The sequence below is a fragment of the Agathobaculum faecis genome, assembly GCF_014287995.1.
Lineage (GTDB): Bacteria > Bacillota > Clostridia > Oscillospirales > Butyricicoccaceae > Agathobaculum > Agathobaculum ammoniilyticum.
Genome location: NZ_JACOPL010000031.1, coordinates 1 through 10,793, shown reverse-complemented (window position 1 = coordinate 10,793; position 10,793 = coordinate 1). Strand labels below are relative to the sequence as shown.

Annotated in this window: 17 protein-coding genes, 4 tRNA genes and 1 rRNA gene; 7 read left to right on the top strand and 15 right to left on the bottom strand. The window is 52.5% G+C overall.

The window, feature by feature from the left end; all coding sequences use genetic code 11:
• Positions 1–130 precede the first annotated feature (130 nt).
• From H8S45_RS15300 to H8S45_RS15265, 8 genes are all read right to left on the bottom strand, one after another.
• Entirely contained in the window at positions 131–1,123 is a 993-nt protein-coding gene (locus H8S45_RS15300) for a DUF4373 domain-containing protein (RefSeq protein ID WP_186950506.1), read from the bottom strand.
• Positions 1,124–1,189: 66 nt separating this feature from the next.
• A complete protein-coding gene (locus H8S45_RS15295) occupies positions 1,190–1,891 on the bottom strand; it encodes an MBL fold metallo-hydrolase (protein WP_186950504.1) in 702 nt (233 codons plus the stop codon).
• Positions 1,888–2,538, bottom strand: a complete 651-nt coding sequence (locus tag H8S45_RS15290) for a phage replication initiation protein, NGO0469 family (RefSeq protein WP_186950502.1) — start codon at positions 2,536–2,538, stop codon at positions 1,888–1,890. The genes H8S45_RS15295 and H8S45_RS15290 overlap by 4 nt, the downstream gene beginning before the upstream one ends.
• Positions 2,535–4,445 carry an AAA family ATPase gene (locus H8S45_RS15285; RefSeq protein ID WP_186950500.1) on the bottom strand — a complete coding sequence of 637 codons (1,911 nt, stop codon included), beginning with the start codon at positions 4,443–4,445 and terminating at the stop codon, positions 2,535–2,537. The genes H8S45_RS15290 and H8S45_RS15285 overlap by 4 nt, the downstream gene beginning before the upstream one ends.
• Entirely contained in the window at positions 4,445–4,624 is a 180-nt protein-coding gene (locus tag H8S45_RS15280) for a hypothetical protein (protein WP_186950498.1), read from the bottom strand. The genes H8S45_RS15285 and H8S45_RS15280 overlap by 1 nt, the downstream gene beginning before the upstream one ends.
• A gap of 90 nt (positions 4,625–4,714) precedes the next feature.
• Positions 4,715–4,936, bottom strand: a complete 222-nt coding sequence (locus tag H8S45_RS15275) for a hypothetical protein (RefSeq protein ID WP_186950496.1) — start codon at positions 4,934–4,936, stop codon at positions 4,715–4,717.
• The gene (locus tag H8S45_RS15270; protein WP_186950495.1) at positions 4,933–5,088 is read right to left on the bottom strand and encodes a hypothetical protein; all 156 of its coding nucleotides are present in this window, start codon (positions 5,086–5,088) and stop codon (positions 4,933–4,935) included. The genes H8S45_RS15275 and H8S45_RS15270 overlap by 4 nt, the downstream gene beginning before the upstream one ends.
• Positions 5,085–5,354: a hypothetical protein gene (locus H8S45_RS15265; RefSeq protein WP_186950494.1), complete on the bottom strand. Its 270-nt coding sequence runs from the start codon at positions 5,352–5,354 to the stop codon at positions 5,085–5,087. Before H8S45_RS15265 ends, H8S45_RS15270 begins: the two co-directional genes overlap by 4 nt.
• Positions 5,355–5,434: 80 nt before the next feature.
• Between H8S45_RS15265 and H8S45_RS15260 the strand changes: the two genes are divergently transcribed.
• The gene (locus H8S45_RS15260; RefSeq protein WP_186950493.1) at positions 5,435–5,746 is read left to right on the top strand and encodes a hypothetical protein; all 312 of its coding nucleotides are present in this window, start codon (positions 5,435–5,437) and stop codon (positions 5,744–5,746) included.
• A gap of 307 nt (positions 5,747–6,053) precedes the next feature.
• Entirely contained in the window at positions 6,054–6,383 is a 330-nt protein-coding gene (locus tag H8S45_RS15255; protein WP_186950492.1) for a hypothetical protein, read from the top strand.
• On the opposite strand, the gene H8S45_RS15250 is transcribed toward H8S45_RS15255, so the two are convergent.
• Positions 6,317–6,508 (bottom strand): hypothetical protein, encoded by a 192-nt coding sequence (locus H8S45_RS15250; protein ID WP_186950491.1) that lies wholly within the window; start codon positions 6,506–6,508, stop codon positions 6,317–6,319. The two genes, H8S45_RS15255 and H8S45_RS15250, sit on opposite strands and share 67 nt — an antisense overlap.
• A 221-nt stretch (positions 6,509–6,729) precedes the next feature.
• Here H8S45_RS15250 and H8S45_RS15245 point away from each other — a divergent pair, with 221 nt between their 5' ends.
• Entirely contained in the window at positions 6,730–6,924 is a 195-nt protein-coding gene (locus H8S45_RS15245) for a hypothetical protein (RefSeq protein ID WP_186950490.1), read from the top strand.
• Between the two features lie 179 nt (positions 6,925–7,103).
• Here the strand turns inward: H8S45_RS15245 and H8S45_RS15240 are convergent, their stop codons facing one another.
• A complete protein-coding gene (locus H8S45_RS15240) occupies positions 7,104–7,307 on the bottom strand; it encodes a helix-turn-helix domain-containing protein (RefSeq protein WP_207724520.1) in 204 nt (67 codons plus the stop codon).
• Positions 7,308–7,435: 128 nt separating this feature from the next.
• On the opposite strand from H8S45_RS15240, the gene H8S45_RS15235 reads away from it, so the two are divergent.
• The 4 genes from H8S45_RS15235 (at position 7,436) to H8S45_RS15225 (ending at position 10,126) form a co-directional block, all read left to right on the top strand.
• Entirely contained in the window at positions 7,436–8,074 is a 639-nt protein-coding gene (locus tag H8S45_RS15235; RefSeq protein WP_186950489.1) for a LexA family protein, read from the top strand.
• 132 nt (positions 8,075–8,206) lie between these two features.
• Complete coding sequence (locus H8S45_RS16485) at positions 8,207–8,494, top strand: nucleotidyltransferase family protein (RefSeq protein ID WP_243182509.1); 288 nt, start codon at positions 8,207–8,209, stop codon at positions 8,492–8,494.
• Positions 8,475–8,858 (top strand): nucleotidyltransferase substrate binding protein, encoded by a 384-nt coding sequence (locus H8S45_RS16480; protein ID WP_243182507.1) that lies wholly within the window; start codon positions 8,475–8,477, stop codon positions 8,856–8,858. The genes H8S45_RS16485 and H8S45_RS16480 overlap by 20 nt, the downstream gene beginning before the upstream one ends.
• A gap of 125 nt (positions 8,859–8,983) precedes the next feature.
• A complete protein-coding gene (locus H8S45_RS15225) occupies positions 8,984–10,126 on the top strand; it encodes a tyrosine-type recombinase/integrase (RefSeq protein ID WP_186950487.1) in 1,143 nt (380 codons plus the stop codon).
• 95 nt (positions 10,127–10,221) lie between these two features.
• Here H8S45_RS15225 and H8S45_RS15220 read toward each other — a convergent pair.
• The 5 genes from H8S45_RS15220 to rrf all read right to left on the bottom strand — a co-directional run bounded on the left by H8S45_RS15220 (position 10,222) and on the right by rrf (position 10,791).
• Positions 10,222–10,297: transfer RNA gene (locus tag H8S45_RS15220), tRNA-Thr, on the bottom strand.
• Between the two features lie 39 nt (positions 10,298–10,336).
• Positions 10,337–10,413, bottom strand: a tRNA-Asp gene (locus H8S45_RS15215).
• Between the two features lie 12 nt (positions 10,414–10,425).
• Positions 10,426–10,502: transfer RNA gene (locus H8S45_RS15210), tRNA-Ile, on the bottom strand.
• A gap of 64 nt (positions 10,503–10,566) precedes the next feature.
• Positions 10,567–10,642: transfer RNA gene (locus H8S45_RS15205), tRNA-Asn, on the bottom strand.
• A gap of 32 nt (positions 10,643–10,674) precedes the next feature.
• A 5S ribosomal RNA gene (gene rrf / locus H8S45_RS15200) occupies positions 10,675–10,791 on the bottom strand.
• Between the last annotated feature and the right edge of the window lie 2 nt (positions 10,792–10,793).

The window sequence follows — 10,793 nt, the reverse complement described above, 5'->3', positions numbered from 1 at the left end:
GCTCCTGCGTGGGCGGGGTGAGGGCGGCAGCAGCCATCCTGTAAAACTCTTTGACCTCTGATATGCCGGTCATATTCACGGCGTGTTCTGCAAATTTAATCGCTTCTTCCCGCGTCATTCCTGTTCCTCCTCATATATCTCCACTTCGATCCGTGTGACTGCTCCCAAGGCGACGTGCCTTTGCCTGCCGTCGCAGTTCTGCTTCACGCGCTTCCCACTCTGCCACGGTTGGGCCGCCTGGGTACATCGGCCTGTTCATGTTCCGCTCCGCTGGATCTACCTTGTCCGACTTTGGTGCTGTGGCTTCCAGATCGGCCGCGGTCAGCACACCGTCCCGCTCATAGCCTTGCAGGATAGTCCGCAGATAGGCGGCAGGCTTGCGCGGATGCTTATTTCCGGTCTGGCGGGAAGCCTCCATAATGACCGCTTCCTGCATACCGGCCTGTATCAGACGGGCAATGTCCAGCCGGAAATTATCATCAATCTCTGTTCCGATTAGCCGCTCCAGATCAGCAGCCAGCGCCTCAGCGCGTTCTCTGCTGTTCTCTGCTATACTGTGCTTTTCTGTACTCTGCTTTTCTCTGCTTTTCTGTTCTCTGCTTTGTGTACTTTTCGTCCGATCATCTTCATTTATCGGGCGATTTCCCGTATTTATCGAACGAGAAATAAAAGATTGCAGAATAACAGACTTCGAGCTGAGCTTTTTCATTTCCGTTTCGGACAAAAGCCAGATGTCGAAGTTCACGTCTGCATACTTCCGGTCAACTGTCGCGGCATAGTATGCTTTCTGCGCTCTGATCGATGTGATGATGTTACGCCTGAACAGGTCGCCGCTGAATAGTTCACACGCCGCCAGCTCGTCTATCACATTCGCTATTGTTTCGGAAGAGGTCGAATACCGCCCATTAAGCATATCCCCGACCTGCCAAATCACGTCCTCCCGCTGTTCTCCGCCGTATGGGATGTAGTACCCCTTATCCCGATACAGGATGCACAGGAGGGCAATGTATATCACTTGCGCCAGATATCCGTATTTCTGGCGCGGCCTCCGCAGCTTTGGATCACTGAGAAGCCCTACATCAAAAGGGAAATAGTCAAGCCCCTGTTTAGGCTGCCTGCCCACCGCATCACCTCCAGCCGGGCAAGGCTGGGGCGGTCTGCGCCGCCCCGCGCCGGATTGCCTTGCACCTTATTCCTTACAAATCACAATATTGATGCCCGGGAACTCCTGCCGGAAACGTGCCTCCCAGGCAGCTGCCCGGCTGTGCGCTGCGGACAGGTGCAGCAGATAGATAGTCAGTACGCCGGACAGGTCCTGCTTGTGCAGCCAGCGGATCACGTCCGACAGTTCAAAATGGCTGTGCCGGATGCGCTCCTTGAGCGCTACAGTCAGGCGGTCGCTGTACTCAAGCAGCGCGGCCTCGTAGTTGCATTCCACAGCGATATAGGTCAGCCGGTCGGCCCTGACGCCCAGGTTCGCCGTGTCCACCGCAAACAGCAGGCGCTCCCCTGTGCGGCCGTCCCCGATCAGAAATCCCAGCGGCTCCTCCGTGTTGTGGAACGTCCGGAACGGCATGACCGTCAACGCGCCGAACCGCAGCGCCTCCCCCGCCCGCATGATGCGAGCTGCATCCATCGCATCCTTGTGCGCCGCCGCTGTACCATAGCTCATGTAGACCGGCACGCCATGCTTCAGCAGCTGCGCCGCGGCTTTGGCGTGATCCTGGTGCTCGTGGCTCACGAGGCAGGCCGTCAGGCCGGAGACCTGATAGCCGAGCCGCTTTTGCAGCTCCTTAAAAGTCAGCCCGCACTCGAGCAGCAGCGTGGTGTCCCCGTCGCTCACTACATAGGCATTCCCTTTGGAGCTGCTCGCCAGTGATGCAAACGTCAAATCGGACACGCCTCCCCCTGGTCTTCCTGCGCGGCGCCGGCCGCGGACGGGATATTCAGCTTCTCCTCCGGTGGGTCGGCCGCGAACTGCGTGGACTTGCGGATGATATCCTGAATCCACTCGGGCAGCTTGCCGAACGCCTCCATGTCCGGATCATCCGCGTCAAACACGAGAACCTCGCTTTCGATTTTCGGAACAGGGATACCCTTCGGGAAGCCGGTCACTGCCTCGATCTTGTTGTGCCGGCTGCCGTCATCCTTTTCGGCCACGGACACGCTCAGCATGGCGCCCTGCCCTGCCATTTGCATTAAGTCGAAGCCATCGCCCGCTGGGTCTAGCTCTGCGTCGCTGAGCGCTTTGCCACGCCATGCGGTCAGCATCTGGTACAGACCGCTGCGCTCATGCAGCGATACTGTATACCGGCGGGAGGACAGCCACCGCGGCTTGTCCTCGCCGTCCACCTGAACGCGCTCGTCCGGTATCTCGAAAAGGAACAGACATTCCTCTGCATACTTGCCCTGCTTCTGCTTATCGAACTGCTTATACTGCTCGCCGAGGTCGATCACTCCGATGCACACCGCCATGTAGGTGCCGCCATCCATCGGCGGGATATTATTGGCAGGTTTGCGCCTGGCCTTTAAGCTCATTCCAATCTCAACTCCTTATCCTCCGCAGAAACGACCAGCCGCACGACCTGTGTACCGGCGTTCTGCAGTTTGGTCACGCTCTCGGCGTTGTCGATAAATAATGGTACATGCCGGTCATAGTGCTGAGAAAGCGTTTCAATAATGTCCAGCCCCACATTGATCTGCATCGCATTGTTCAAATCCGCGTATGGCACATTTCCCACCGTTACATCACAGCAGTCCATAAGACCGCCGTTGACCTGCTCCGAATACAGGCGAAAACGTGCCAATCGAAAATGGCTGTTTACCGACTGCTCCACCGACTGCACACGGAACCGCGCGAACTCCTCGCACAACTCTATCATGCGGTCTGTTTCCTCCACCTCTGCGGCGGCGCGGCGCTGCTCCTCCCGCAATTCAGTCACGCGGCGGCGGGTATCTGCGAGCGTCTGCTCTTTGGCGAGCATAGTATCATTCTCAAGAAGTTGGGCCGTGATCTCCTTGTACTCGTTTTCCAGCCGATCGCGTTCTGCCTGCTTGTCCGTGCGCAGTCGCTCGATTCGGCGGTTGCAGTCATCCATAGCGCGGCCGATCGCGTCTTTACGGCGCCGATAGTCCGGCAAATCCTCAATCACCGGCGCCGCGGGCGGGGTATAATCAGCCAATGCGCGTGCAGTTTGATCGGCAGTCGCCTGTAAGCTGGGCAGGGATGCCTCTACCTCCTGCAGCCGTGCCTGCATGGATGCAATGTCGGCCTTGAGCAGTTTGCTGTCCTCGAGCAGGCCGTTCTTGCGGTCCTGCTTGCTGGTCTCAAACCGCTGTTTTGCTGCCTCCAGCTCTGCCGCCGGAAGGTCCTGCCCGCAGGTCGGGCAGGTGCCGCCGGCAAACTGCTCCTTGTCGATCGCACGCCAACGGATGCGATAATCTTCCAGGCGGGTATTCCCGTCCGCAATGCGCTGCTGCAGGTCGGACTGTATGCGCTTGGCCTGATCCAGCGCTTCCCGTGCCTGTTCGTCTGCGTGCATCAGGGCGGCCGTATCATCCTCCGCCGGCACATACTGGCTGTCCCTGTGCGCGCGGTTTTCGTTTTCCAGACCGCGCAGCTTGTTCGCCAGCGCGTCGCGCTCGTTCTCAGCCTGAACAGTCAGCGCGTCGCCGTCCAGCTTGACCAGTTCGGTCTGTACCCGCACACGGTCTTTCCGCAGCATCTCGGCATGTTGGCGCGCGGATTCAAACGGCAGTCCGGACAGTTCTGCGGCCATGCGCTCGCACTCATCTATACGGATGGGCAATGCATTGAGCGATGCGTTCGCGCCCTTGCGCTGTGCCATGAGCGCCGCCTTGTAGTCGTCCACCGTGCGCCGCCCTGCCTTTTCCGCCAGCTCCGCGAACTGCGGCGCACCGGCCAGCAGCGTCCTGTCGTCCGGCAGGCCGCAGACCTCGGCCAGCAGCGCGCGGCGGTCCTTCCAGTGCATGTCCCGCGCAAACGCGTACACGCTGGTGAGCAGCTTGAAGTGCTCCTCGTCTATGTAGTCCGAGATGATGCGCTTGTACTCGTTTTCCTTGCGCGGTACGTCGTCAATGAAGTAGTCCCGTTTATCGCCCGCATAGCGCGCCTCCGCGCTGCCACGGTGTTTTTCCCACTTTTCGCGCAGGGTCTTGCGCAGCTTCAGCACCTCTCCGTTCACGGAGAGTACTGCGGTGACCTCCGGAGTTACGCCTGCCGGTAAATCGATCGGCTTGACTGAAAAAGTGCCGCTTCCGTGGCTGTCCTTACCGAACAGCAACCAGGTCAGCGCGTCGTATACTGTGCTCTTGCCCGTCGCATTATCGCCGTACAGGCTGTTCACGCCGCTGTGAAAATCCAGGTGCAGGCTGCGGATACCCTTGAAATTCGAGATATCCAAACTTCTGATCTCAATATCCATCAGCCGACCCTCTCTTTCACAATGCCGAGGAAATCGGCGAGGCCGTCTACCGCGCAGAATGAAATTGCAAACGGCTCACTGCCGTCCCCAATATCCACGCTGACGATATCGCTGGCATAGTCTACGACTGCCGAAAACTTGCCGTTTGTTATTTTTTCAGTTAATGTCTCAATTTTCATTGACTTCCCGCCTCCTTGCGGGTATTATAAAGGTGAATTCATAATTTTTTGCTTGGCCGTCTCGGAATTGCCGTTCCGTGGCGGCTTTTTTCATGAGGCATGATTGTCCTCCCACGCAGCGCGGCGCATACGGTTAAATCGCCGCTGCCGCTTCTGCTCCTCGCGCCGCCGGTACCGCTCCAGCCACACCAGCGCGGACACGATCCACGCCAGCAGCACCCACGCAATCGCTGTGAGCAGCGCGCCGCTGTCCGAGGCCACCGCCGCCGCGAAGGGTACGGCCAGCCAAGCGGTAAAAAGTTTATGTTTCATTGCTTTTCCTGCCCTTTCAACCTTGCCAATTCAACATACAGTTCATTTTTCTCTTTTTTGTATGAGATCCTCATCTCGTGTGTAAGCTCCTTGTTCAGAAAATGGTTAATTTCGTTCAGCCGCTTGTAGATCTGCATAATGCGTTCGTTCATGATGCCGCCTCCATTTCCAACTGCGCAAGCCGTGTCGCTACGTCACGGATGTGGTAGTAGATATGTTTCCCCGAACGAATGCGGGGTACCCCTTGCAGGAATTTATAAGTTGTTTTTACATTGCATCCTATGTAACTGGTCAGGTCGGTTGCCGTCATCATGCCAGGCCCGATCTCTTCCGGCGGTCCGCAGCCTTTCATCCGACGCCGCGCGACGTGCCGCTCCAGTTCTATGCGCAAATCTCTGATACGGTTGGTGTAAAACATCTGTGTCCTCCTTCCTTTTATACTGCTTGTCCTTTCCTGCCTCATCTTCTAAAATGGAAGCAGAAAGGAGGTGGATTACCATGTATTACATGCTTTGCTGTGACATTTCGACCCTTTGTTGTACGGCTGCCGATTTAGAAAGCATAATCGCAGACTTCTCTACGCGCTACCATAAACTCAGTGATAATCTTTGGCTTTTCTGCACACCTAAGACCAAAGCTATAGAGTCTTATGTATCGCCGGAAAAGTACCTTGTACTTTACGCTTTGCAAGACTACCTAACACCAGATAATAGAGTATTTGCTTTCGCTATTCCGAAAAACGGATACTGCTATGAACTCCCCAAGGCAGCCGAGGAGTTTTTGCTGATTGACGAACCGGATGACGACTGACCTCTCAAATAATCACATACGTCCAGCAGCTTGCGAACGGCTTGGGTGTTGCAACCGCCCTTGCCGTTTTGCTTTGTCATCAGGCTGATTGCCGTCTCGATGTCATCGGCCAGCATATGCAATGTATCTACTGTGATTTCTCGTGTGTTTGCACGTGACATTTTTAATTACTTCCTCATGCTTCAAGTTTGTCCTGTTTATCGGACTTGTGCTGTGCTATGCTGGTCTTGCTCGAAGATCAATTTGCTTTTTATTTCCTTTCGCGACTCTGCTGTGCTATACTGAAATCGGAAAGGGGGTGAACTACGTGAAATCTTCATTCAAGGGATTCGATAAGCTTCAGAAAGAACTGAAGCGTATGCAGCGTAACGTTAATAAAACCATGAGAGAGTTTAATGGCGACGTACCGCTGGAAAAGTTATTGACTACCGCTTTCATAGCAAAGCACACTGCTTTCAATAATTACGAAAATTGGCTTAGTAATGGCGGATTCGTATTTGAAACCCAAGAAGAATACAATAATCTTGATGAGACTGCCTTAGATTCTTATGTAAGAGACAGCACTTGTTTTCAATCTTGGAAAGAAATGCTTGACGCTGCTGCTTCCGAAGCGATCACTGCGTCATTAGATTTCTGATCCACACCACCCGCAAGCGAACCGATCAGTTCTTTTGCTTCACCCAACAGAAGGATCAATCGGTTCGCTTTTTCAATAGCACTGTCGAGCTCATGCAGCTCAACATGCATTTTTATTGTCTCCATCTTCCTCACCTCCTCACGCTTCGGATTTGTCCTGTTTATCGGACTTATGGGTACTGCAAGAGATCGCTAAATCTTTGCTATAATGCGAATAAGCAAAATAAATATAATTCCAGCCGCAGCCCCCTCAAGGTAATACTTCATTGTTTCCTCGCCTCCTCACGGTGTGTGCTTGTCCACTCCATTACCTCATGCTATACTAAGAGCATGAGGAGATGATTTTTGTGAAATTTACTCAGGAAGAAAGAGACGCCTTAAACTATATTTGCCTTGATGACTCCACCAAAATCATTCAATATCTTGAGGAAGAAAAAGAACTGCAACGAAAGCATGATTTATTCATGACGGCCGTCGCGATTATTGGTACTGTCAGTTCCGTTATCGCTGCCATTACCGGCATCATCGTTCTCGTTCAATAGACTATGTAGTTTCCTTACTTCCCTGATCAAGCACACCAGCAAAAGTGTATTTGTGCTTTTGCTTTTTTCTGCTGCTTTTTCGATTCGTTCCAGCCCACTATCGGAAAGTTGAATCATTTTATGTTTCCTCACCTCCTCATACTTCGGGTTTGCCCTTTTTGACTTTGTATCTTTTTAAGTTACTTTGCTGCAAAAAAAATTTCTGTCGGGTTGTCAATATGTAGCATTTGAATCATGATTTCAATTTCATCACTACCAAAAACACCTTTAGCCATTTTCTCGTAAAAGGTTTTTGGTGTAATTCCAATCCTTTCTGCTACTTTTGCCTGAGAGTAACCCCGCTCAGAAATAATTCCTCGCAGCTTATCTGTTTGTATCACCATATCACCTCGTATCTTTTTAAGTTACTCTAAGTATAGCGCCTTTGCGGTAACTTGTCAAGATATTTTCGTATTGACTTAACACATTTTTGTGATATAATAAAGTTACTTCAACAAAGGAGGTTTCTCCTATGAATGTAGGCGATCGTATTAAAATGCGCCGCAAAGAAATCGGTATGTCACAGACTGAATTAGCTGAAAAAGTAGGCTCTACTAAACAGAATATTTATAAATATGAGAATGGAATCATTACAAATATTCCTTCAGATAAAATTGAGGCAATCGCTGCAGCCCTGGCGATCTCCCCTGGTACATTGATGGGCTGGGAAAATAACAAGCCCTCCCTCCCCTCCAACGTGACCCTCATCGACTTCCCCCACCTCCAGCGCATCCCCATTCTCGGTCGAATCGCGGCCGGCGTACCGATTTACGCCGAGGAAAATATCGAAGGATACACCTATACCGACCTCAACGGCGGCGCGGAATATTTTGGCCTGCGTGTCAGAGGGGACAGCATGGATGCGGCTCGCATACACGATGGTGATATTGTTATCATCCGTAGGCAGGACATCGTGGAAAACGGAGAAATAGCTGCAGTTTTAATAGACGATCAGGACGCAACACTAAAGCGTTTTTCCCGACATGGGGATATTGTTACACTGATGCCACAATCAACTAATCCAGTCAACCAGCCGTTTGTTTATAATCTGAAAGAAACAGCAGTTAAAATTCTCGGTTTGGTAGTAAAGGTTGAATTTAGGCCACAATAGAAAAGAGGGCTCACCATGAATAATGAAGAAAAGATTTTATCCCTATCGAATTTGAAAAGAGCCGAAATGAGCACTTTTTGACCGATTTGAGCAAAACCGAATCTTGAACCTTTTCGACAAGGAGTTCTGACCATGGATAAATTATTCTCTGCCCTGGCGCAGCTTGCCCATGACTGCGGCGCGCAAAAGCTGACTCTGTTCGGCTCCCGTGCACGCGGCGACAACCACGAACGCAGCGACATCGACCTAGCCGTGTACGGTATGCCGGAAAAGCAGCAGATTGCCTTCCTGTCCGGTGTTGACGATCTGCCGACGCTGCTCAAGTTTGATATTGTGTTTATCGCCACGTACACCTCCCCTGACCTGCTCACCGAAATCGACCGAGATGGAGTGATTTTATATGAAGAAAACCAAGCGTGACAACTTTGTAAACGCCGTCCAGCGCCTTGCCGAAGCCGTAACGGACTACCACAACATTCCGAACGATACCGTGCGTGACGGCATGATCCAGCGGTTTGAATTCACCTTTGAGCTCGGCTGGAAAGCGCTCAAGGAGTATATGCTTGATGCTGGTATGCAGAATACCATGCAATTCCCCAAGCAGGTGCTGCGCGAAGCCTACGCCGCCGCGCTGATCGACGATGAAAGTGTCTGGCTCGATATGCTGAACGCCCGTAACCAGACATCGCACATTTACGACGACCACACCGCCGCCGTTATTGCAACAAAAATTCAAAAAGCCTACCTGCCCGAGCTACAAAAGCTTGCTGCTCACTGGGTGTAAAAAATCCCGCCCCGGTGTTGGCGCACCAGAGCGGGAGATGGGTAGATGAAAAGATTCGCACTCCTATCATCTACCCTTATTTTACTATACTCAAATCCAGAAGTAAAGTAAGGGAGACATAGAATATGCCAAAACCGAAAAAAGGTGCAGACGGCTACTACCGCCGCTACTTCCGCGTGGACGGCATCGAATATTCCGTCCGCTCCAAGGACTTCCGCGTGCTTGCAGAAAAGGAGCAGAAAAAGCGGGCGCAGCTCGCAGAGCAGGCGCGGCCTTCCGCAGATAAGATGACCGTGCAACTCTGGGGCGACGCTTGGCGCGAAGTCTATACCACCAACCTTCGCAAGGCGTCACAGGAGCGTATCCGCAGCCTGCAGCAGAACTACCTGTATCCGCTATATGGACCGGTCAAGATCGGTGCCGTCAAGCGGATCCATCTGCAAAACCTGCTCAACGACATGGCGAAGAAACGCGCCAAAGATACGGTTAAGCACATGCTGCAAATGCTGACTGCCATGTTTACAGCTGCGGTCGAAGATGATATGATAAATAAAAATCCGGCGGCTGGATTGAGTATGCCTATCTGCCGCCCTCCAGCAACACACAGGGCTATCTCCGAGCGCGAACGGATCATTTTACTGGAAACCGCAAAAACGCATCCTATGGGTGTCCTCGTCCAATTCCTACTGTACACCGGCCTGCGCCCTGGGGAAGTACCGCCGCTGACCGGCGCCGACCTCGACAATGGCTATATCAGGGTCAACAAGGCGCTGGAAGCACGCACGAATGAGATCAAAGAAACCAAGTCAAAAGCTGGTTCGCGCAGGGTACCAGTGATCCCGCGTCTTGCAGCGGTCCTTCCAGACGTGCAGCCAAACCAGTATATCTTCCCCCAACCCCGCGGCGGCCTGATGACCAAGACTGTTATGCGCCGGATGTGGCACAGCTTTGTCTTGGCTATGCAGGAAACGGAAACCGTGCTTGTGGAGCAGAAGCGGCTCCCTATCCTGAAAGAGCAGCTGCCGCCCATGCAACTTTACGACCTTCGCCATACATATTGTACTGACCTCGAGCGCGCAGGCGTACCGATCAATGTTGCCGCCAAACTAATGGGGCATTCAAGCGTCAAGGTCACTGAGCGCATCTACACACATACCGGAGAGGATATGCTCCGGCGTGCCAGCAGCCAGTTATCTGCCTTTTTGAGTGACGGGCATAGTGACGGTAATGATATGGTGAATCGCGGCAAAAAGGCCGCCGAATCATAAAAATACCAGATAGCCAGTATTAAGCAAGAAGTTCACAATAAAACAGGAAAAGCACCGAAAGCAAGAGTTTAAATCTTGCATCGGTGCAAAAAACATGGAGCTGTTGATCAGAGTTGAACTGACGACCTCATCCTTACCAAGGATGCACTCTACCTACTGAGCTACAACAGCATAATACAAAACGGCGATCAAACAGTCGCCGTTTTGTAATGGCGACCCGGATGGGACTTGAACCCACGGCCTCCAGCGTGACAGGCTGGCGCTCTAACCAACTGAGCTACCGGGCCAAATATAAAATTTGGTGGGCCTTCGGGGACTCGAACCCGGGACCGACCGGTTATGAGCCGGTTGCTCTAACCAACTGAGCTAAAGGCCCATATCAACATGGAGTGATAGCACTTTGCCGCCACCATAATATGTGGCGGCAAAGCCTTATCAAATGGCTCCTCAAGTTGGACTCGAACCAACGACCCTGCGGTTAACAGCCGCATGCTCTACCAACTGAGCTATTGAGGAATATCAAGCGAATCCTTTACTGGATTCGCTGGTGTGCGCATCGAGTTATCTTTCCAGGCCGTCGCCAGCCAAGTATTGTCACCGTAAATGAGCTTAACTACTGTGTTCGGAATGGGAACAGGTGTACCCTCATCACCATAGATACGCACTA